The organism is Microbacterium saperdae (assembly GCF_006716345.1).
Lineage (GTDB): Bacteria > Actinomycetota > Actinomycetes > Actinomycetales > Microbacteriaceae > Microbacterium > Microbacterium saperdae.
On record NZ_VFOX01000001.1, the window covers coordinates 2,460,831 to 2,483,051 of the forward strand.

Consider the following 22,221-nt stretch of genomic DNA (forward strand, 5'->3'; position numbering starts at 1 on the left):
GGGCTGTCATCCCGGTCACGGGGAGGTCACGACGCGGCACATGCGGGCAGCGCGGCGACGTCGCCGTCCTCGGCGATCACCTCGAGCGCGTCGAGGGACTCCTCCAGCGTGGACGTGCGGATCACCTGCAGCCCGTCGGGCACATGGCCGACGACCTCGTCGCAGTTCGATGCCGGCGCGAGGAAGTACTGGGCTCCCGCATCCCGCGCCCCGTACAGCTTCTGTCGGATTCCGCCGATCGGACCGACGGTGCCGTCCGCCTCGATCGTGCCGGTCCCCGCGATGTTCTCCCCGCCGTTGAGCTCGCCCTCGGTGAGGGTGTCGATGATCCCGAGTGCGAACATCATCCCCGCGCTCGGGCCGCCGACGTTGTCGAGCTGGATCGTGACATCGATCGGGAAGTCGTAGTCGGTGCGCAGCGTGATGCCGATCAACCACGTCGTGACGTCACCCTGCGTGTGCTTCTCCGGTGTGATGGAGACGCTCTTCTCCTCGCCGTCGCGGAGCACCGTGAGCGCGATCGTGTCGCCGCCCGCATCTTGGATCGTCTGCCGCAGCTGCTTCGCCGAGGTGACGTCGGCGCCGTCGATACCCGTGATGACATCGTCCGGCTCGAGCAGCCCGGCGGCCGGCGTGTCCTCCACCGCCTCGACCACCACGACCTCGGCGCCGGTGTCGTAGCCGAGCTCGTTGAGGGCCGCAGCCGTCGCCTCGTGCTGCGAGTCCACCATCAGCGTGGCGTTGCGCTCATCGCGCTGCTCGCTCGTGACACCCTCGGGGAACACCGAGTCGAGTGGCACGACCGCGCGCGAGGAATCCGTCCACGCCAGGGCGAGCTCGAACCAGCTGGGGGTGCGCTCGCGATTGCCGACGACCTGGACCGTGGTGAGGTCGAGCGTGCCCGCGGTCTCGAACGTCTCCGCACCGTCGATACGGATCAGCGGCACCTGCTCGCCATCCGCTCCCGCCGCAGTCCCGAGCGTGTCGTAGACCGGGCCCGGCCTCTGGATCACGTAGGGCGTCGGGAGGAACGTGAGCACCACCAGCGCGATGAGCGCCACGATCAGCGCCCAGACTCCCAGCCCGAGCTTCACAGACCGCGTTCGATCCACAGCATTCCTCCGTCGTTCGCGAGCGGCGTACAGCGATTCGCCCATGTCGGGGTCACCTGCAGAAACCTGTGACTAGCGTAGATCCCGCAGGCTTACGGCGTACTGAGAGGGCGATCGACATGGCTGACAACGACCCCACACCCGAGGACTTCCAGGAATTCCTGCGGAAGATGCTCTCCGGCCAGGGCGGTGGCGACATCGACCCGGAGGCCCTGCGTGGCGCCTTCGAGGGCATGGAGGGCATGCAGTTCGACCCCGCGATGATGCAGACGATCATGTCGCAGTTGCAGGGCGCTTTCGGCGGCGACCCCTGGGAGAACGCGCTGCGGCAGGCGTTGCACATCGCCAACCGCGACGGCCAGGGCATCACCGACGGCTCCCGCACGTCGCTGGTGGATTCCTTCGCTCTCGCGAACCTCTGGCTCGGCGAGGCGACCACGATCTCCGAACTCGCGGAGAGCCCGACCGCGATGACCCGCGGCGAATGGGTCGAGAAGACGCTGCCGGTGTGGAAGGAGATCGCGGGACCGGTGTCGACGAGCATCGCCGACGCCCTCACCAGCGCGCTGGACACGCAGGTCCCCGAGGACATGCGCGGCGTCGTGCAGGGAGCGGGCAAGCTCATGCGCGGCGTGGGCGGCTCGGTGTTCGCCGCGCAGTTCGGACAGGTGCTCGGCAATCTCGCCCTCGAGGTCGTCTCCGGCGGCGACGTCGGCATTCCCGTGCTGCCCGCCGGGGTCGCCGCGGTCATCCCGCAGAACCTCACGGCATTCGGCGAGGGGCTGGAGATCCCCGAAGACCAGATCGCCCTGTATCTGGCGACCCGGGAACTCGCCTACGCCCGTCTGTACCGGCACGCCAAGTGGCTCCATCTGCACGTCATGGCTCAGATCACCGACTTCGCCCGTGGTGTCACGGTCGACGTCGATGCGCTGGAGGACGTCGCGAGCCGGCTCGATCCTTCCGATCCGGAGGAGCTGCGCAAGGCGATCGAGGGCGGTGCCCTGCTGCCCGCTCAGACGGAGGCGCAGCGGGAGTCGCTCGCCCGTCTCGAGAATCTGATCGCCACGATCGATGGCTGGGTCGACGTCGTCACCGCCGAGGCGACATCACGCCTGCCTGAGAGCACGCGCATCGCCGAGGCCGCGCGACGTCGGCGTGCGGTGGGCGGACCGGCCGAGGACGCGCTCGGCGCCCTCGTCGGACTGAAGCTGCGCCCCCGGCGCCTCCGTGAGGCATCGGCGATGTGGAAGGCGGTCACGGACGCCGTCGGCATCGCGGGTCGGGATGCGTTGTGGGACTACCCCGACCTGATGCCCACCGCGGAGGACATCGACGACCCGACAGCCCTCGTGGCCCGTCTGCAGGCGACCGCCCGCGGCGAGCAGCCTGCGGCCGATGAGTTCGATGAGGCGCTCGCTCGTCTCCTCGACGGCGACGACTTCACCGGCACGGGATCGGACGAGAGTGCCTCCGAGGACGGCGACGAGCCGGGTCCGACCGACGACGAACGCCCCGAGGGCGACCGCCCCGTCTGAGCGCGCACAGCACGACGGCTCAGCCCTCCTCCCCTGATCGGGCGGAGGGCTGAGTTGTCCACGGATGCACCATCTGCCGCCCGTGACCCGCGTCGTGTGTTCAGAATCGGGGAATGTCACCGCTCTCCTCCCCGACCTTGACGCGTCTGGACCCCGAGGTCCCTCTGCTGTGGAGGGACGACAGCACCCTCCAGTTCGGCGAGGCCGGTGACGTCCGCGTCACGGTCACTGCGGCCTGGGTCGAGCTCCTGCTCGGACGGATGCGCTCGGGCTTCCGCCGTTCCGCGTTCGACGTCGTCGCGCACGGCGTCGGCGCACCCCGACGGGAGGCCAGGATGCTGCTCGCACAGCTCGATTCCTTTCTCGTGGATGATGCGCCACCTCCGCGCGCGGCGTGGGTCGAGACGCTGAACATCACCGACGGACGCGCCGCACATCGGATGCGGGAAGCCCTCACCGATGAGGGCATCGCCTCGGGGAACCGCTCGTCGCCGGACGATGTCGCCGTGGTTCTGGTGCAGGGGTCCGCCGCGGCCGTGCAGTTCGCCCGCTACCTCAGGGACGACACGCCCCACCTGCCCGTGGCGTTCGAGCGGGGGGCCGTGACGGTCGGCCCGTTGATCCGGCCCGGCTCGTCACCGTGTCTCGCCTGCCGCGATGGACATGAACGCGACCGTGACGACGCGTGGCCACGGCTGCACGCGCAGCTGATCGACCGCGATGCCGGACCGCTCCGCGCGGCGATGGTCGCCGAAGCGGCTGCGCTGGTGGCGGCGCTGCTGCGCGTCGACGCAGACGCGGGTGCAGTGGTCCGTCTCAGCGCTGACGGTTCCCGCGCGTGGCGTGCGGTGACGTTTCACGCAGAATGCCGGTGCCGCGCGCTGTCGTGCCCATCTCAGCCAGGAAGCGGGACGGAGCCCGTTCTCCTCGTCCCGCGGACCGCGACCAGCTCAGAGCCAGGGTTCGCGCTGCGCGCGTGACACCGACGTAGGCGAGACGTCGTTCCTCGTCGATCGACTCGAAGGTCGTGGCGTACGAGATCGGCAGCGCACCCTCCGCCCACCCCGCCAAGTGCACATGGGGCCATTCCAAGCCCTTCGCCGCATGCAGGGTCGACAGCGTGACGGTGCGCATGGTCGGCTCATGCTGGTCCTTGGCCCGGGCCATCAGGGCGTCGCTGAAGGAACGCAGGTTCGCTTCGGGTCCTGCTTCCTCGGCCAGACGCAGCAGGGCCCTGCGCGCTTCCCAGCCGTCGCGCTGAGCGCCTCCCGCCTGCGGGGGATCATCCGTGAGACCGAGCTCGCGCAGCACGCGCTGCACACCGGGGAGGAACCCCTGCTCGGTCGGAGCGATCGCCGCGGCGCGCAGCGCCAGGATCGCCTGGCGGACCTCGGGCATCGCGAAGAAGCGCGTGCCGCCGAGGACCGTCGTCGCGATCCCCTCTGCGGCGAGCGCCTGCTGCAGCACCCCGGACTGCGCGTGAGCGCGGTACAGCACGGCGATCTCCGCCGGCGACGCACCCGCCGTGATCTGGGCCGAGATGGCGGCGGCGATCCCCTGGGCTTCCTCGGTCTCGGTGTCGTACGCCGTGACGGTGGGCGCGTCCGCGGTGAACTGCTCGCGCGCGGGGACGAGCTCGAGAGCACCTGGGCGCCCGCGCATCAGCGCATTCGCCGCGGTGAGGATGGGCGCCTGCGAACGATAGTTCGTCTCGAGCCGCACCACCGTGGCATCCGGATGGGCGCGCTCGAACTCGAGCAGGTAGCGCTGTTCGGCGCCGGCGAACGAGTAGATGGTCTGGCTCGCATCGCCGACGACGCAGATGTCGTGTCGATCTCCGAGCCAGAGCTCCAACAGCCTGTTCTGCAGCGGCGAGACGTCCTGGAACTCGTCGACCGTGAAATGGCGATATTGCTCGTGGACGGATGCGGCGACACGAGGCTCGGCTTCCAGCATCCCGGCGCACGCCAGGAGCACATCCTCGAAGTCGAGCTGGCGACGCTCGTCCTTCAGCGCTTCATACCCGCGCTGGAGCTCGACGAGCTGCGTGGCGTCCACACCGGTGACCGCGCGCCCGAGCTCGGCATGCTTCTCGATCGAGAGCATCGAGACCTTGCGCCACTCGATCTCCGACGCGATGTCGCGGAGTGTCGCGGTCGAGCGTCGCAGACGGAGCCCGTCGGCGACCTGTCCGAGCATGCGCACCTTGTTGTCGATGATCGACGGCGCGGGAGAGCCGGCGAGAGTGGGCCAGAAGAAGTTCAGCTGAGCGAGCGCCGTCGCGTGGAACGTGCGTGCCGCGACGCCTTCGACGCCGAGCGCACGGAGACGACCGCGCAGCTCACCGGCAGCCTTGGCCGTGAAGGTGACGGCCATGACGCGCCCCGGTGAATAGGCGCCGGTGTCGACGCCATGCGCGATGCGGTGCGTGATCACCCGCGTCTTCCCGGTTCCGGCACCCGCAAGCACGGCGACCGGACCGCGCAGCACGGACGCCGCCTGCCGTTGCCGTTCGTCGAGTGCGTCGAGGGCGCTCACGCCCGATCCTCGAGCCAGTCCACGATCAGTGCTCTGGCGATCGAGGCATGACCCGGCAGACCCACGGGACCGTCGCCGACGAGTGCCGTGCGGATCTCCGCCCTGGTGAACCAACGCACGTCGATGATCTCCTCGCCGTCCGGGCGTGCCGCCGACTCCTCGTCGACGACGGCGCGGAACCCGATCATGAGCGAGCGCGGGAACGGCCAGGCCTGAGAGGAGACGTAGCGGAGCTCGGACAAGCGCACCCCGGATTCCTCCTCGAGCTCGCGGTGGACCGTCGATTCGAGGGACTCCCCGGCCTCTGCGAAGCCGGCGAAGCACGAATACATGCGCCCGCCCCAGTTCGCGTTCGCGCCGAGCAGGAGCCGTTCGCCATCCACGCTCTCGACCGCGACGATCACGGCGGGGTCGGTACGGGGGAAGTGCTCGCGCCCGCAGGAGAGGCAGCGCCGTGACCACCCCGCCTGACGCAGTTCGGTTCCGCCTCCGCATGTCGGGCAGAAGCGCGCGTCGCGGAGCCAGCCTGCGACGGCGATGGCTTCGACCAGGAGCTCGGTCTCTCCGGCGTCGATACGGCCGCCGAGGTCACGCAGCCCGAGCCAGATCTCGTCGGGCGCCGTGTCGACGCTCTCCGTCTCCGGCGGGAGCGCGGCGAGCAGCAGCGACGTGCCGTCCTCGTCGCGTCCGAGGAGCGCCCACGTCGCCTCCCCCACCTCGTTCGGCGAGACCCGGAGCAGAGCGGAATCGACGACGCGGACGCGTCCGTCGCGCACGACGATCGTGCGGGTCTCGGTGTCGGCGCGCAGTCGATCCAGCACCCCGGACTCCTCGCGGAGATCGGCGGCGCGGTCGAGAGATGAACGGCGAATGGTCATCGACTCCCTCTCTCACGGGCGTGGCGGAGGCGGGACCGCCCCTGAGCCGACCTACCCTAAGGGCATGGGACGCTCTCCATTCACTCTAGCCGCGGCAGTGACGGCTGCACTGCCCGGGGCGGAGGTCACGGGCGCTCGCGCACTGACGGCCGATGCTGACGGACGATTCGACTCCGCCGTGGCCACCTTGGCCGACGGACGTGAACTCGCCATCCGGATCGCCGACGACGATGAGACCGCACGCGAGCTGGCGGCGGAGGCTCTGGCGCTCCGTGCGCTCACGGCGGGAGCGCGCGCCATGCTGCCCTTCGACGCCCCGGAGTACATCGGCGAGACGCGCGTCGGCGAAGGCCGCGCACTCGTCACCGGCCTCCTCCCCGGGTTCCAGATCGAGCCGGCGATGGTCCCTCCCGGCCGCGGCGCGGCTGAGTCGATGGGTGCGGCGATCGCGGCGGTCCATGGACTGCCGACGTCGGTCGTGCGTGGCGCCGGACTTGTCTCGAAGTCTGCGGAGGAGAGCCGGGAGGAACTGGCGCGCCTGGTCGACGAGGCCGCCGCGACCGGACGAGTGCCTGCGCGCCTCACTGTGCGTTGGCGACAGGCGGTGAGCGATGACGACCTCTGGCGCTTCGAGTCCACCGTGGTGCTCGGCGGCGTCCAGTCGACGTCCTTCCTGTTCGACGACGATCCCGAGCGCGGACCCGAGGTCACCGGCCTGGTCGGCTGGCACGGACTCGCCGTGGGAGACCCTGCTCTCGATCTCGCGTGGTTGTCGGCGGCGCCTGACGCCGCGTCCGATGTGCACGCCTCCTATTCAGGCAGCCTCGAACGGGTTCCCGACGCCGCGCTCGAAGTGCGCGCACGCCTTCTCGCTGAACTGGAGTTCGCGCGCTGGTTGGTCCACGGCGACTCGATGCGTCGCAGCGACATCGTGGACGACGCCGCAGCGCTCCTGGAATCCCTTGCCGATGGGCTGCGCGACGACGATCTCAGTGTCATCGCCACCCTCGGAACCGGCGTCGATTCGGCGATGGACGCGTTGGATCGCGTCCCCGTCGAGGCAGGTTCCGCGATCGACACCTCCATGCAGACCGATGCCTACAACCCCGACGAACTGTGGCTCGACACGAACGCCGACGCCGACCGAACCGGTCCTGTCCAGCCGCTGCCGTCCTCGACGAGAGACGGAGACGGTGACGCCGACGCGGCCCGCCGGGCGGAGATGCTCACCATCGAGACCGAGGACCTCTCCGGAGTGAGCGGACTGTTCGCCGGCACGACAGGTGCCGCAGGGGCGCGCGAGGACTCGCACCCCCTTCGCTCCCCCGGCGCTGACAGCGATTCCGACGAAGAATCCGCGACGGACGATGAAGCTCAGCGCGCCGCGCGCGCCGCGCTCCAGCGTTGGAAGAGCTCCTCCTCGGAGTAGATCCGGTCGTCGCGGATGACGAGGTCATCGCCGACGTAGTAGAGCGCGACGTCGATCTCGTCGAGCGGAACGTCGAAGCGACGGTGATACGCGAGTCGGTACAGGGCCAGCTGCAGCATGCGCTCCTCGCGCTCCTGCGCCGTCTTCGGAGCCTTTCCCGTCTTCCAGTCCACGATCTCGATACGACCACCGCGGTCCGCTCGGCGGTACACCGCGTCGAGCTTGCAGATCACGATGTGCGCTCGACGATCGGGGTCGGACTCGATGTCGGCGATCCCTGCTCCCAGGGCGAAGTCGATCTCGATCTCCACGGCGATCGGGAGCAGCGGCCCCCACTCACTGCGTTCGAACGTCTCTTGCAGGGCAGCGAGGTCTGCTTCGTCCGATGCTGTGACCGAGGGTTCTCCCGAGAACGCATCCGGTGCTCCCGACGACGATTCGTCCTCGTCGAGCTCCCACAGTGCCTCATCGACCCGGCTGCCCACCCCGACCAGCTCGGAGCGACGTTCCACCCAGGCATGGAACAGGGTGCCCAGGCGCGTCTGACGATACGGTCGTTCGGGCATCGGCCGGACGACCGACGACAACGTGCCGGAGAAGTCCGTCACGTAGTCCTTGAATCGGGAGGCCGGGACGCGGGTGGGGGCGACGGCGTCCGCCCCTCGCAGTCGGGCGGCGCGCTCGGCGAGCAGTCGCGCGAGTTCCGGAGAAGGCTCGAGCACGTCCGCGTGCATCGCCGCGCTTCGAACCGCCTCTGCCGCTGCGGTGACCACCCTGCGGCGTCCGCCCAGGGGGTCGAGGGGCCAGCTGAGCGTCGATCCCGGACCGTCGTAGGGATTCTCCGCCGCGTCGACCGGCTCGATGGCATCGAGCCCCAGTACCTCGATCGCCTCCACGAGATACGGGCTGGGCATCCGCGGGGACTTCTGCCCGGCCCAGTGCGAACCGCTGAGCAGCAGGTCCGTGCGTGCGCGGGTCACGGCCACGTAGGCCAGACGGCGCTCCTCCTGCTGCTGATACTGCCGATACTCGTCCTTGAAGCGCTTGAGCGCGCCGCCGTGAGGGTTCGCCTTGGTCACCCCTCCGGACAGCGAGGACTGGGCGAGCGCCTGTCGCTTCTTCGGATCGCTCTCTCCCTCCATCGCCGACTCGGGGTCCCAGCGGAATGCCGGGAGCGCATCGCGGTCACCACGCAACGCGAACGGCACCACACCGAAACCGAACCATCCCGAGGTGTCGGACACCCGGCCGGGCAGCTCATCGACGACCAGCCGGACGACGGCCACAGCATCCCACTCGAGCCCTTTGGAGCCGTGGATGGTGAGCAGTTGGACGACGCCGGGTTCCGGCGGCTCGGGGCGCGGCATGAGCTCGTCCGTGCTCTCGGCCTTGGCGAGCCAGGCGAGAAGACTGCCGATGGTCCCCCGATCGTCGGCGGCGAGGAACGCCCGCACCTCGTCGGAGAAGGCGCGCAGCTGCGTCGCAGCGATGCGCGCCGGGCCCCGCGTCTCGTTCGCCGCCAGTTCGATGTCGAGTCGCAGCTCGAGCTCGATCAACCGGATCAGCTCGGGGATCGGTTGCGATGACGCGCGTCGCAACCGCTCGAGCATCTCGCCGGCGGCGCGGATCCGCTGCCGTCCCTGCGGGGTGATCCCCTCGAGCATGCGATAGTCGTCGCGCACCGCCCGGACGACGTCGACCGCATCGACGATCGAGACCGCTTCGTCTGCACCGCGTGAAGAACGCAGACGGGCACGCACCTCCTCGGGCAGCGGCATCATCGCGGTGTCGCGCTCGGCCAACGTGCGTCCGAGGTCGTAAAGCGCCGCCATGTCGGCCACGCCCACCCCGAAGCGCGGCCCGGTGAGCAGACGGATCAGCGCCGAGCCCGCGGTCGGATCATGCACCACACGGAGCACCGAGATGACGTCGACCACCTCTGGAGTGGCCAGCAACCCACCCAGACCGAGGATGCGATGCGGGATGCCCCGCGCGGCGAGCGCGGCGGCGAAGGTCTGCATGTGCCTCTTGGAACGGAACAGGATCGCTCCGGTATGCGGGCGTGTGCGCCCCGGATCCGCGTCGTGCTCGGCACGACGCTCGGCGAACCATTCGGCGACGTCGGAGGCCTCGTCGTCCACCGTGAACGGATAGCGCACGGTCACGGCACCGGCGTCGGCTCCCGGTCGAGGATCGAGCGGTGGGACATCGAGCTCCGGCCGCTGCAGAGGAGCGAGCACACTGTTCGCGATGTCGAGGATGCTGCGGTCGTTGCGCCAGCTCGTCATCAGACTGTAGGTCTGCGCGTCTCCCCGGCTCGAGAAGGAGCGGGAGAAGGCATAGAGGTTGTCGGCACTCGCTCCGCGCCAGCCGTAGATGGACTGATGGGGGTCGCCGACGGCCATCACCGCGGCGTCGCGGAAGAGCTCGGCGAGGAACTTCGTCTGGATCACCGAGGTGTCCTGGTACTCATCGAGCAGCACCACACGGTGCAGTTCCCGCAGTTCTGCGCGCACATCGGGCGCCGACTCGACGATGTCGTAGGCGCCGCCGACCTGATCGGCGAAGTCGAGCACGCCGCGCCGCTGCTTCTCGGCGATGTAGTCGCGCACGAGGTGGGTGATCGTGGGCAGACTGAGCAGGTTGGTCGCCGCCTTCTCGACGTCGCCGTTGCCGCGGTACGGCTCGAAGGCCAGGGCCTGGTCCCGCGCGATCCGCTCGGCACGATCGAGATCCACGCGGTGGTCGAGCGCGTCGCCGGCGAGGCGCTGCACCGCATCGATCACGGTCCCGAGCGCATAATCGATGCCTTCGAGCTCCGGCAGGTCGGAGCGGAGCACGACTTCGCGCGCCAGGATCCAGGACGCGGCCTGGCTGAGCATCGCCACGTCGGGATCGCGGCCGATGCGCGCCGCGTGCTCGCGCACGATGCCGTCGGCGAAAGCGTTGTACGTCGAGACGCGCGGCCGGATCATCAGGTCCTCGGCAGAACGAGCGGCCGCAGGATTCCAGCCGGTGCCGTACGCGGCCGCGAGCTCGTCGAGCACCTGCGTCCGCACCACGTCGCGCTGCCGCCCCGGCGAGGCGTCGTCGACACGTCGCAACGCGCCGGAACGCACGATCTCCGACAGATGCGGCAACAAGCCTCGTCGGCCGTACTCATCGATCAGGGCGAGCCGTGCGCCGATCCGCTCGGCGAGCTCACCCGCCGCCTTGCGCGTGAAGGTGAGCCCCAGGATCTCGTCACGGCGCACGTGGCCGTTCGCGACCAACCAGACGACGCGGCCCGACATCGTCTCGGTCTTGCCGCTCCCGGCGCCCGCGACGACGAGGGCGGGTTCGGGCGGGGCTTCGATCACGCGTTGCTGCGCCGGGGTCGGAGAGGGCTGTCCCAGGGCGGCGGCGACATCCGTCGCCGAGATGCCGTACGTCCCCTCCCAGCCTGTCACGCGCTCACCGCCGGGACCGTGTGGATGCGGCAGGGGTGCACACGTCGCTGCGTGTCCGCGCAATGCGACTCGACCTGCGCCGTGAAGCTCGAGGCCGACATCCCTCGGGCCGCATCAGCCACCCGCTGGAGGAACGCGGTGCGTGCCTCATCATCCAGAGGATGCTGGTGCGCGACGCGATAGTCGCTCTTCGCCAACGTCTTGGAGACGATGACGAGCCGGGCGCCGCTGAGCGCCGCGGGCGCCGCACCGTCGATCAGTCCTTGCTGCACGGCGACCTGGTATGCGGCGAGCTGAGCATGCTCGAGAACCCCGGAATCGGACTCGGGGTCGGTCTTGCCCGTCTTGAGATCGACCACGACCGCTCGTTCACCGTCGGCGCTGCGACTCATCTCGACCCAGCCGCGACCGCGGGCGTGAGCGTGCTCGCCGTGGCCTTCGGGGTATGCCTCCACCCGGTCTATATACCCGCTGACGATCGCGCGGGGGCCGATGTCCTGCGCATCGACCGCGCGGACTTCGGGGGCACGGTCGTCGTCGCCGAGCGCGACCGCGAAGTCGAAGCGCGCTTCGCTTCCGATCACTCGCCCGCCGTCGGCGCGTACCTCCCCCAGATAGCTGTGCAGACGATCGACGAACAGGTCGGCGCGCCTGCGTTCCTTTCGTCCGATCCACTCGGTCTCGAAATCGAGCTCCGGCCAATGCTCGGCGACGATCGCGCGCATGCGGTCGAGATCTCCGTCCGGCACCCGTTCCATGGCCTCGTGCACGATCGTGCCGATGCCCGCGGTGGGCGGCATCACGGTGTCGCCGCCGAGAGCGGACACCACCCAGTTCAGACCGCACTCCTCGTACGACTCCATCTTCGACGGGGACACCCGTGCGCCGTCGATTTCGAGATCCCGCAGCGGAGCCTGCGTCGACGACGGCGTGACCCCGTACCAGTCCGCGGGGTCTGCACCGGCGACGCCTTCGCGCGCCAGCACGGCGAGCTGCTCCGCCGCGTCCTGACGCACCGGCTCGGAACGGGAGGTCGTGAGCGCACGTCGGTGACGCCCCACGAACCCGCGCAGCGTGAGTGGATGCTCCGCCGAGGCGTGTCTCTCGGGCGGCTCCGGCGCCGGAAGAAAGCCGAAGAAGGGGCTCGGCGTCAGGTCGTCGTCGTCCACCGCGGTGATGAGCAGCCGATCGCGCGCACGGGAGACGGCACGGACGAACAGTCTCAGCTCATCGTGGAGCGCGCTGCGGCGCCGGTCGAGGGGCGTCGGCGCCTCGATGAGCGCCCCGGTGCGGCTCGCTGTGAGAGCGTCCGCGAGCCGCCAGGTCTGGAGCATGCCGCCGCGCAGCCGCACATTGGGCCAGACCCCGTCCTGCACGCCCGCCACCACGACGGCGTCGAACTCGGTGCCGAGGGCGGTCGCGGGCGTGAGCAGCGTGACTCTGCCCGGACGGTCCGGCGTCGAGAGGGAGTCCTCCGGCACCTCGCTGTCGAGGATGTCACGCACGAACACCTCGGGGTGCTCGTTCGGCGTGCGTTCGACGAACCGCTTCGCCGCATCGAACAGGGACACCAACGCGTCCAGGGCCCTGGCCGTCTCCGCTCCGGCCGGCTGCATCGAGATCTCCCGCCAGGCGATGTGGAGCCGACGACCGTCCACCGCGCGCGCCTGGTCCCACACCCGCCAGAGCAGATCGTGCACGGTCTCACCAGCCGCGGCGGCGGTCTCGAGTGCCGCGATCGTGTCGGCGAACCGCGCGGCGGTGCGCGATTCGGGGGCGTCGATGAGCGTGAGATGCGCCGGCTTCGCCATGGCCTGCCGCAGGAGCTCCCTGGCAGGGGTGGAGCCGCCCTGCTCCAATTCGATATGCCGCAGCCGCGCGCGCAATCGGCGCAGGCCGATCGCGTCCATCCCTCCGAAGGGAGTCCGCAGCGCCTCCTCCAGCTCCGCAGGCGTGCGATCCTCCACCGGTGTCAGTGCGAGACGCACGATGCCGACGATGTCGCGCACGATGCCCTCGCTGCCGAGCGGACGCTGCACACCGGCGGCCTTGGTCGGGATCTCACGTGCGGCGAGCTCGGTCTCGAGCTGCGTCACCTGCCGCGTGTCATGCGCGATGACCGCCATCCGATCCCAGCGGATCCCCGCGGTCAGATGCCACTCGCGCATCACCCCGGCGATCCTGTCGAGCTCTTCATGAGGTGACGGTGCGACGAACGTCGACACCGCTTCCGGATCGTCGGCCTCCGCAACCGCGGGGGCACGGCGATGCTCGACCCGCCCGGAGACGCCGATCGCCTGCGTGATCGTGCGGGTGAGGGCCGTGAGCGCCGACTTCTGGCGATGCGGCTCATCGAGCACGTGCACCTCGCCGAGCGCGCCGGCGAGCTGCGCGAACAGCTCGGGGCTCGCTCCGCGGAAAGCGCCGGAGGAGATGTCCGGGTCCCCGAACGCGTGCACGGCCACGCCGCGCGCACGGAGGGCACGGACCACGGCGATCCCGCCGCGGGTCAGCTCCTGCGCATCGTCGATCAGCACGACGCGCAGCGGGGCGAGAGGACCGAGAGTGGCGGCGTCCGCCCGCTCCAGGATCACGCTGGCCTCGCTGAGCAGGTCGGCGGCGTCGCGGTGCGCCGAGCGCAGAGCGTCGAGCACAGCGCGATACTCCACGAGGAACTCCGCGGCGGCAGCCCAGACGGGGTCGCCCGCGCCACGGAGTTCGCGGGGCCCGGCGCCGAGCTCGGTGCACTCGGCGAGGAACGCGCGCAGCTCCGACCGGAAGCCCTTGGACGCCCTGACCGACGGGCTGAGCGCCTCCGGCCAGACGATCAGTCCGTCTTCCGCATCGCCCGCGAGCAGCTCGGCGATGATCCGGTCCTGGTCGGCGCCCGTGAGCAGCGCGGGAGGTTCGGCGCCGGCGCGGACCATCGCACCGCGAACCACCTGGAACGCGAAGGACCCGAGTGAGCGCGCGAGCGGCCCCGGCGTCGCCTGCCCGATGCGGACGCCGATCCGGTCGCGCAGCGCGGTCGCCGCCTGCCTGCTGGGCGTGAGCACGAGCACCTCTTCCGGACGCAGGCTCTCGACGTCCAGCAGATGCACCACTCGGTCGACGAGCGCTCGGGTCTTCCCCGTACCGGGCGCTCCGATGATGACTCCTGATGCGTGTGTCCCGGCCGTCACGACGGCTCGTTGCGCGGCATCCCCTGTCATGTCCTCCACGCTAGCCGGACGCGCCGACATCCCCTCCCGTCCGCGCCCGGGCCGCTGTGCGCTCACGGCGAAACCGGGGTCGACCGCCGATCCGGGGTCGAGACCCCGGGGTAGAGTTGGGCGAGTCCTCGAACGGCGGCGTCTGACGGCGCCCGCCCGTTCCGTATCGCAAGGAGCACGCGTGGAAATCCGCATCGGAATCATCAACACCGGCCGCGAGCTGAGCTTCGACACCGGCGCGAGCGCCGACGAGGTCCGCAGCCAGGTCGCTGCGGCGCTCGAGCAGAGCACGTCGCACCTGAGCTTCTCCGACGTCAAGGGAAACTCCTACATCGTCCCGACCGCGAACCTCGCCTACATCGAGCTGGGCACCGAGGAACTGCGCCGCGTCGGCTTCGTCGCCTGATCCGATCGTGTACATCCTCCTCGCGCTCATCGGCGCGTGCGCCCTCGGCATCGCCGCGCACTTCCTGATCGGCGGTCGTGAGCTGCGCGGTGTCGCGCTCACTCCGGCGATCGCCACGGCGACCTCCGCGGTCGTCTACACCGGGCTGCAGTGGGCGGGCGTCGGCGAGGGCAGCATCTGGCTGTGGCTGGCGAGCGTGCTCGGCGCGGTCGCCGTGGCCGCACTCGCGACCGTGGCTGTCGTGGCAGCCCGCCGCCGTTCGGATGCCACGGCGAAGGCCGCTCTCGGGATCTGACGTCCGGTCCGCCATGAGCGCCCGGCGCACGTTGCTGTGGATCCGCGTCTGCATCGGGATCCTCATCTTCGGTCTCTTCGTCAGCGGAATCACGGCGTTCCCGCTGCGCGAAGAGCTCGCCCTGGGATCCGACGTGCTGCACGCCTCCCCGGCGTCCGGCTGGTTCCCCGAGGCGGTCGCCTGGGTGGACCGGGTGTCTCACGCGCTCACCGATGTCGGCACGCGCTATCCCTTCATCGCCTATGGCACGGACTGGCTCGCCTACGCGCACCTCGTGCTGGCCGTGGTCTTCCTCGGGCCGCTGGTGGACCCGGTGCGCAACATCTGGGTCACCCAATTCGGCGTCATCGCCTGCGCCGGCATCATCCCGCTCGCCCTGATCGCGGGCGGCATCCGGGGCATCCCGCTCGGCTGGCAGCTGATCGACATGTCATTTGGAGTGCTCGGAGCGATCCCGCTGGTGATCGCCTGGCGTCTCACCCGCCGACTCGAACGGCACCCGGATCGCTAGGAGGCGAGTCCCATCGCGTCCATGCGGCGTGCGTGCGCGCCCATGAGTTCCGTGTACACCGGTTCGATTCGCTCGTCATCCGCGGCGAGGAACTCGGGCCGCAGGGCGGAGCGGCACACCAGGATCGTGTCGCCGACCAGGCGGCGTGCCCACATGGACAGCAGTGAACGCCATTCCTCGTCGCTCTCGATCGTCTCCTGGATGATCGCGACGATCTCATGGCGCGCATCGTCTTCGCGCAGGATGTCGGCGACCCGACCACCCGCGTCGCCGTAGCTGGATGCGAGCGCGAGATAGAAGTCGTCGAGCATGCCGGCCGTGATGTAGACGGCGAGAAGCGTCTCACGGGGGCGCGCGCCGATCGTCTTGCGCCGGAACGCGTCGAGGTTCTCGCGGAACGGGAGCATGAGCTGGGTCGGGTCGTCACCGCGCTCGGCGATCAGCTCGACGATCGCGCGGTGCTTGGTGAGCGTGGCTCCGGCCGCCCGCGACAGCGACTCCTTCTCCGAGAGCTCGGGCGTGGCCCGGATGAGGCGTGTGAGCGTCTCGAAGTAGCCGAGCTGCAGATAAGCGGCCTGGCCGAGGAAGCGCGGGAGTTCGGGGGCGAGCTCCGCGAAATCCACGCGGGTCGCGTCGCCCTGATCTCCCCTGCTGCGCAGAGCCAACGCGCGCCGCGGGGCGGCATCGCGCTGCCAGAACCACTTAACCACGGGGACTCCCTACCCAGTTCGCCACGACGTTCACAATACTCGTGCGACCGGCCTCTACCGGCTGTTCGCACCCGCTCGGGTAGGCTGGGCGTGTCCCGCCGTTGGAGCGGGCCCCCGCGCCTGTGGCACAAGAGACGGCGTGGATCCGTTTACGTGGCGATCTCTGAACGATCGCCGGACAGGCAATTGAACAAGTGACAACTTTCTCTGATCTCGGAGTCGATCAGGACATCGTCGACGCACTCGCCGCGAAGGGCATCGTCGACGCGTTCCCCATCCAGGAGCAGACCATTCCGCTCGGTCTGCCCGGCCAGGACATCATCGGACAGGCCAAGACCGGAACCGGAAAGACCTTCGGCTTCGGCATCCCGGTGGTCCAGCGCCTCGGCCAGAACCCCGAGCACGGCGTCAAGGCGCTCATCGTGGTGCCCACCCGTGAACTCGCGGTGCAGGTGTACGAGGACATCGACCTGCTCACCAGCAACCGCTCCACCAGCGTGGTCGCGATCTACGGCGGCAAGGCGTATGAGGGGCAGATCGACCAGCTCAAGGCGGGAGCGCAGATCGTCGTCGGCACGCCCGGCCGTCTGATCGACCTCGCGGGCCAGCGTCTGCTCGACCTCTCGAACGCGACCGAGGTCGTGCTCGACGAAGCCGACAAGATGCTCGACCTCGGCTTCCTCGCCGACATCGAGAAGATCTTCCAGAAGGTCCCCGCGGTGCGTCACACGCAGCTCTTCTCGGCGACCATGCCCGGACCGATCGTGGCTCTCGCCCGTCGCTTCATGACGAACCCGATCCACATCCGCGCGAGCGACCCCGATGAGGGTCTGACGCAGGCGAACATCAAGCACCTGGTCTACCGCGCGCACTCGCTCGACAAGGACGAGGTCATCGCACGCATCCTGCAGGCCGAGGGTCGCGGCAAGACCGTGATCTTCACGCGCACCAAGCGCGCCGCGCAGCGCCTGGTCGACGAGCTGGGCGACCGCGGCTTCAACGTCGGCGGCGTGCACGGCGACATGGGCCAGGACCAGCGCGAACGCTCCATGGCCGCCTTCAAGGCGGGCAAGCGCGATGTGCTCGTCGCGACCGACGTCGCCGCCCGCGGCATCGACGTCGACGACGTGACCCACGTCATCAACCACACGATCCCCGATGAGGACAAGACGTACCTGCACCGCGCCGGTCGTACCGGTCGCGCGGGCAAGACCGGTATCGCGGTCACCTTCGTCGACTGGGAGGACCTGCACAAGTGGGCCCTCATCAACCGGGCACTCGAGTTCGGTCAGCCGGAACCTGTCGAGACCTACTCCTCGAGCCCGCACCTGTACTCCGACCTCGACATCCCCCAGGGCACGAAGGGCCGTCTCACGTCGGCTCCGAAGACCCAGGCCGTGAAGACGGAGCGCACGCGACGCCCCGAGCGCGCTGCGGATGCCGCCGCCGAGGGCACGGAAGAGGGCGGCACCCGCCGTCGTCGTCGCCGTCGCGGCTCCGCTCCTGTCGGTTCGACGTTCGCCGAGGGCGCGGAGCAGACTCCGGAAACCGATGCGCAGAGCGCGCCCGCCGACCGCAGCGCGGAGGGTGCCGGCACGCACGACGGTGCGGGCAAGGAACATCACGACGGCAAGCCGGCTCCGGCCCGTCGCCGCCGTCGCCGCCGCGGCGGCTCGGGTGGAGGAACGGCTCCGGCCGGCGCCTGATCGACCTCTGAGGGGGCGGATGCTGCGACAGCGGCTTCCGTCCCCTCCGTCGTCCCCGGTGGGCGCGGTGGGTACACCCAGGTGACCAGCACGACCGAGATGATCATCAGCAGGAACCACGACACGAGCTTGCCGGCCGACACCGGCTGCCAGCCGTCCGCCTGATCGGGGTACATCCACGCTCCCGCCCAGGTGCCGATGTTCTCCGCCAGGTAGATGAACAATGCCACTCCCGCGAAGACCGCCAGCAGCGGCAGCCGGAGGGTACGGCGCCAGACCCGCGCGTGCATCACCGTGGGTATCCACAGCAGCACGACGGCGGCGAGCAGCACCCAGCGCGCATCCCACCAGTAGTGGTGCGTGAAGAAGTTGGCGTAGATCGCCACGGCCACCACGCTCGTCAGCAGCCGGTGGGGGTAGCGCGTCAACCCGAGGTCGAACAGTCGATAGACCCGCACCATGTACGAGCCGACCGCGGCGTACATGAACCCGCTGAACAGGGGCACCCCGCCGATCCGGAGGATGCCGTCCGCGGCATACATCCACGAGCCGACATCGGTCTTGAAGAGCTCCATCACCGTGCCTGTGATGTGGAAGAGCACGATCACCCAGAGCTCGCGTCCGCTCTCCAGCCGGAACGCGAGCATCGCGACCTGGATGATCACGGCCGCGATCGTCAGGGCGTCGTTGCGTGCGATCGCCGCGTCGTCCGGGTACCAGAGGCGGGCCGCCACGATGACAGCGAGCAGCGCGGCCCCGAAGATGCACGCCCACGCCTGCTTGAGGATGAACACCGCCACCTCGACGAGAGCCGCACGGATGCCGTCGGCGGGAGCCTCACGCAGCAGACGATGAGCGAACGCATCGACGCGGCGCTCCACGGAAGTCGCTTGGCGCATGCGCAGGAACGTATCAATACCGCTCGCGAATGTGCCGGGAGTGTGCCGACAGAACGCCGGGCGTGCGTCAGGGGTAGCGCGGCTCCGACCCGCTGGCCCGCGCGATGAGGCGGGCGACCATCTCTTCGGACGTCGTGTTCTCGCCGGGCAGGTTGGGCTTGCCGCTGCCGTGGTAGTCGCTCGATCCGGTCACGATGAGGTCGTGCGTCGCGGCGATCTCATGCAGCAGCTTCTTGCCCGATGCGGTGTTCTCGCGATGGTCGATCTCGAACCCGCCGAGGCCCGCTGCGATCAGTCGTTCGATGAAGGGCACGGGCATCATGCGGTCACGACCCGACGTCACGGGGTGCGCGATCACGGCCACTCCCCCGGCCTCGGTGATCAACCGCACAGCCGTGAGCGGATCGGGTGCGTAGTGCGGTTCGTAATAGCCCGCGCGGGGGTGCAGGATCCCGTCGAACGCCTCCGTGCGGTCCCGCGCGATGCCCCGTGCGACCAAAGCATCCGCGATGTGGGGGCGCCCGACCGTGGCATCGGCGACGGTCTGAGCGACCACGTCATCCCAATGCAGGTCGTAGTCGCGCCCAATATGACGCACGATCCTCTCGGCGCGGCCGATCCGGTCCTCGCGGATGCGCGCGGTCTCCGCCGCGAGCGCCGCGTCATCGGGGTCGAAGAGATAGCCGAGCACATGCACGCTGCGCCACTCGTGCTTGGACGAGAGCTCCATTCCGGGGATGAACGTCATCCCGAGAGCGACGGCGGCCCGGCCCGCCTCGTCCCACCCCGTGGTTCGATCGTGGTCGGTGAGGGCAGCCGTACGCACCCCGTGCGCGTGGGCCTGGCGCATCACCTCGGCCGGCGCCTCCGTGCCATCGGAATGGTGGGAGTGCAGGTGCAGGTCCGCGGGGCCTGCGAACCTGAGGGGGTGTTGATCGGCCATCCTCCGAGCGTACCGAGCGGAGCGGGTCGCGGTCGCGCACGCAGCACCGGGGCAGGGACTTCACAGGCGTCTCTTCTAGGCTTGTCGGGATGCTTCGACTACTGGGGATTCTGTTCACCGTGCTGCTCGCGATCGCCACGGCGATCGTCGTGTGGCCCCAGTTCTTCCGACTCGAGCAGACCTATCCGTTCACGCAGCTGGTGTCGGCGCGCGGACTCGTGCTGGGCGCCTTCCTGATCGTCGCCGTGCTTGCACTGCTGCTGCTCCTCATCCGTCCGCTGCGAGGGTTCGCGGCATCCGTGCTGATCGTCGCCCTCCTCGGTGCGGGAGCCACCGGGATCATCGGCGTCACACGCGGTTTCGGCACCACGGCACTTCCCGAGAAAACCGACAGCAGCGTCCGCGTGCTCACGTGGAACACGGCCGGCGAGGCGGTCTCGGCCGAGACCATCGCGCAGCAGATCCTCGATCAGGGCGCCGACATCGTTGCCCTCCCGGAGACGACCGAGGCGGTCGGCGAGCGCATCGCGATCATGCTGCGTGAGCAGGGGCATCCGATGTGGGTGCACCATGTGCAGTTCCGACCGGACGTGCCCAACGGTCCCCAGTCCTGGCAGACCACGGTGCTGGTCTCGCCGGAACTCGGCGAGTACTCCGTGATCCAGTCGTCCGAAGACGGCTCCAGCAACACCGGCTCCGTGCCGAGCGTCGTGCTGATGCCCATCGACGGCAGCGGCCCCACGATCGTCGCCGTCCATGCCGTCGCACCGCGCATGGAGGAGATGCAGCAGTGGCGCTCCGACCTGCAGTGGGTCGCCGACCAGTGCCCGGCCGGCGACGTCATCCTCGCGGGCGACTTCAACGCGACGATCGATCACATGGCATCGCTCGGCGTCGGCGGCGGCGACATGGGCTACTGCCGCGATGTCGCCTCACGCACCGGCAACGGCCTGTCGGGGACGTGGCCGAGCTCCCTCCCCGCTCTCGCGGGGGCACCCATCGACCACGTGATGGCCACGTCCAACTGGACCCCCTCGGGGTCGGCCGTCCTCGACGATGCCGGTGGCAGCGACCACCGCGCGCTGGTGGTCCAGCTCGAGCCCGCCGGCTGAGCTCCCGCTCCTCCGTCACAGGTGACAGACTGGACGGATGAGCACCGCAGAACGCGACACGATCGCAGAGCCCGCCGTCGAGAACAGCAACACGAACCGCAAGCAGCCGTTCCCCCGCGGTTTCCTCGACACGATCTCCACCGGGTGGGCGGAACGCCCCGAGACCCTCCCCGCCCCGCGCGCACAGGCCTCGTACGCCGCAGCACGCCGCGCAGCGCTCTCCGATGCCTTCCCCGGCCAGCGCCTGGTGATCCCCGCCGGCTCGCTGAAGCAGCGCAGCAACGACACCGACTACGTCTTCCGCGCCCACTCCGCGTTCGCCCACCTCACCGGCTGGGCGTCGGATGCCGAGCCGGACTCGATCCTGGTCTTCGAGCCCGTCGACGGCGCGCATGAGGTCACGCTCTACTTCCGCGAACGTGCCGACCGGACGACGACCGAGTTCTACGCGGACGCGACCGTCGGCGAGTTCTGGATCGGGCCGCGCCCGTCGCTCGCGGGCGTCGCCGCTGACCTCGACATCGCCACCGACCACCTCGCCGCCTTCCTGCCCGTCGACGGCGAACTGATCCTCGACGACGACGAGGAGCTGACCCGCGCAGTCTCCGAACTCCGTCTGATCAAGGATGATTTCGAGATCGCCGAGATGCGCAAGGCCGTCGAGATCACGGCAGCCGGATTCGACGACATCATCCGCGAACTCCCCTCCGCCGTGGCGCACGCTCGGGGCGAGCGCGTCGTGGAGGGCGTCTTCCACCGTCGCGCACGTGAGGACGGCAACGGCGAGGGCTACGACACCATCGCCGCGTCCGGCCCGCACGCGTGCTACCTGCACTGGACCCGCAATGACGGCACCGTCGTTCCGGGCGACCTGATCCTGGTGGATGCCGGCGCCGAGGCCGACAGCCTCTACACCGCCGACATCACCCGGACGCTCCCCGTCTCCGGAACCTTCACCGAGGTGCAGCGTCGCGTCTACGAGACCGTTCGCGAGGCTGCCGATGCCGCATTCGCCGCCGCACAGGTGGGCGTACGATTCCGTGACGTGCACGGCGCCGCCATGAAGGTCATCGCCGAACGCGTCGCCGAGTGGGGTCTGCTCCCGGTCACCGCCGAAGAGGCCCTCGACGCGGACGCCGGCGGACAGCACCGTCGGTACATGGTGCACGGCACCTCGCACCACCTCGGTATCGACGTGCACGACTGCGCTCAGGCACGTCGCGAGATGTACTACGACGGCATCCTCGCCCCCGGGATGGTGTTCACGATCGAGCCCGGTCTGTACTTCCAGATCGACGACCTCACGGTGCCGGTCGACCTGCGCGGTATCGGTGTGCGCATCGAGGACGACATCCTGATGACGGCCGACGGTCCCGTGAACCTCTCGGCGGACATCCCCCGCACCGCAGACGAGGTCGAGGCCTGGATCGCCCGCGTCCAGGGCTGACACCCGGCCCCCGGCGACGTGAACCGGCGTCCGTGC

The 22,221-nt window shown here is 69.6% G+C and carries 16 protein-coding genes; 8 read left to right on the forward strand and 8 right to left on the reverse strand.

Annotated elements, in window-relative coordinates; all coding sequences use genetic code 11:
• Positions 1–26: 26 nt before the first annotated feature.
• Entirely contained in the window at positions 27–1,112 is a 1,086-nt protein-coding gene (locus FB560_RS11715) for a YlbL family protein (protein WP_229673107.1), read from the reverse strand.
• A gap of 119 nt (positions 1,113–1,231) precedes the next feature.
• On the opposite strand from FB560_RS11715, the gene FB560_RS11720 reads away from it, so the two are divergent.
• Positions 1,232–2,650 carry a zinc-dependent metalloprotease gene (locus FB560_RS11720; RefSeq protein WP_141872526.1) on the forward strand — a complete coding sequence of 473 codons (1,419 nt, stop codon included), beginning with the start codon at positions 1,232–1,234 and terminating at the stop codon, positions 2,648–2,650.
• Between the two features lie 816 nt (positions 2,651–3,466).
• On the opposite strand, the gene FB560_RS11725 is transcribed toward FB560_RS11720, so the two are convergent.
• Both FB560_RS11725 and nudC read right to left on the reverse strand, forming a co-directional pair.
• The gene (locus tag FB560_RS11725; protein ID WP_141872527.1) at positions 3,467–5,188 is read right to left on the reverse strand and encodes an ATP-dependent helicase; all 1,722 of its coding nucleotides are present in this window, start codon (positions 5,186–5,188) and stop codon (positions 3,467–3,469) included.
• Positions 5,185–6,066: an NAD(+) diphosphatase gene (gene nudC, locus FB560_RS11730; RefSeq protein ID WP_141872528.1), complete on the reverse strand. Its 882-nt coding sequence runs from the start codon at positions 6,064–6,066 to the stop codon at positions 5,185–5,187. The genes FB560_RS11725 and nudC overlap by 4 nt, the downstream gene beginning before the upstream one ends.
• A 64-nt stretch (positions 6,067–6,130) precedes the next feature.
• Here nudC and FB560_RS11735 point away from each other — a divergent pair, with 64 nt between their 5' ends.
• On the forward strand, positions 6,131–7,495 hold the full coding sequence (locus tag FB560_RS11735; RefSeq protein ID WP_141872529.1) for a phosphotransferase: 1,365 nt from the start codon (positions 6,131–6,133) through the stop codon (positions 7,493–7,495).
• On the opposite strand, the gene FB560_RS11740 is transcribed toward FB560_RS11735, so the two are convergent.
• Positions 7,441–10,944: an ATP-dependent DNA helicase gene (locus FB560_RS11740; protein ID WP_188895123.1), complete on the reverse strand. Its 3,504-nt coding sequence runs from the start codon at positions 10,942–10,944 to the stop codon at positions 7,441–7,443. The two genes, FB560_RS11735 and FB560_RS11740, sit on opposite strands and share 55 nt — an antisense overlap.
• The gene (locus tag FB560_RS11745; RefSeq protein ID WP_141872530.1) at positions 10,941–14,156 is read right to left on the reverse strand and encodes an ATP-dependent helicase; all 3,216 of its coding nucleotides are present in this window, start codon (positions 14,154–14,156) and stop codon (positions 10,941–10,943) included. Before FB560_RS11745 ends, FB560_RS11740 begins: the two co-directional genes overlap by 4 nt.
• A gap of 181 nt (positions 14,157–14,337) precedes the next feature.
• On the opposite strand from FB560_RS11745, the gene FB560_RS11750 reads away from it, so the two are divergent.
• The 3 genes from FB560_RS11750 to FB560_RS11760 are packed head-to-tail and all read left to right on the forward strand — an operon-like array spanning position 14,338 to position 15,368.
• Positions 14,338–14,562, forward strand: coding sequence for a DUF3107 domain-containing protein (locus FB560_RS11750; protein WP_141872531.1), 225 nt, complete (start codon positions 14,338–14,340; stop codon positions 14,560–14,562).
• A 7-nt stretch (positions 14,563–14,569) separates the two neighbouring features.
• Positions 14,570–14,857, forward strand: coding sequence for a hypothetical protein (locus tag FB560_RS11755; RefSeq protein ID WP_141872532.1), 288 nt, complete (start codon positions 14,570–14,572; stop codon positions 14,855–14,857).
• A gap of 13 nt (positions 14,858–14,870) precedes the next feature.
• Positions 14,871–15,368 carry a hypothetical protein gene (locus tag FB560_RS11760; RefSeq protein WP_141872533.1) on the forward strand — a complete coding sequence of 166 codons (498 nt, stop codon included), beginning with the start codon at positions 14,871–14,873 and terminating at the stop codon, positions 15,366–15,368.
• Here the strand turns inward: FB560_RS11760 and FB560_RS11765 are convergent.
• Positions 15,365–16,078 carry a ferritin-like fold-containing protein gene (locus FB560_RS11765; RefSeq protein WP_141872534.1) on the reverse strand — a complete coding sequence of 238 codons (714 nt, stop codon included), beginning with the start codon at positions 16,076–16,078 and terminating at the stop codon, positions 15,365–15,367. The two genes, FB560_RS11760 and FB560_RS11765, sit on opposite strands and share 4 nt — an antisense overlap.
• A 194-nt stretch (positions 16,079–16,272) precedes the next feature.
• Here FB560_RS11765 and FB560_RS11770 point away from each other — a divergent pair, with 194 nt between their 5' ends.
• A complete protein-coding gene (locus FB560_RS11770) occupies positions 16,273–17,784 on the forward strand; it encodes a DEAD/DEAH box helicase (RefSeq protein ID WP_141872535.1) in 1,512 nt (503 codons plus the stop codon).
• On the opposite strand, the gene FB560_RS11775 is transcribed toward FB560_RS11770, so the two are convergent.
• On the reverse strand, positions 17,700–18,683 hold the full coding sequence (locus tag FB560_RS11775) for a DUF817 domain-containing protein (protein WP_141872536.1): 984 nt from the start codon (positions 18,681–18,683) through the stop codon (positions 17,700–17,702). The genes FB560_RS11770 and FB560_RS11775 overlap by 85 nt on opposite strands.
• Positions 18,684–18,750: 67 nt before the next feature.
• Entirely contained in the window at positions 18,751–19,626 is an 876-nt protein-coding gene (locus tag FB560_RS11780; protein WP_141872537.1) for a PHP domain-containing protein, read from the reverse strand.
• Between the two features lie 89 nt (positions 19,627–19,715).
• Between FB560_RS11780 and FB560_RS11785 the strand changes: the two genes are divergently transcribed.
• Complete coding sequence (locus FB560_RS11785) at positions 19,716–20,738, forward strand: endonuclease/exonuclease/phosphatase family protein (RefSeq protein WP_141872538.1); 1,023 nt, start codon at positions 19,716–19,718, stop codon at positions 20,736–20,738.
• A 37-nt stretch (positions 20,739–20,775) separates the two neighbouring features.
• Complete coding sequence (locus FB560_RS11790) at positions 20,776–22,185, forward strand: aminopeptidase P family protein (RefSeq protein WP_141872539.1); 1,410 nt, start codon at positions 20,776–20,778, stop codon at positions 22,183–22,185.
• The last annotated feature ends 36 nt before the right edge of the window (positions 22,186–22,221 follow it).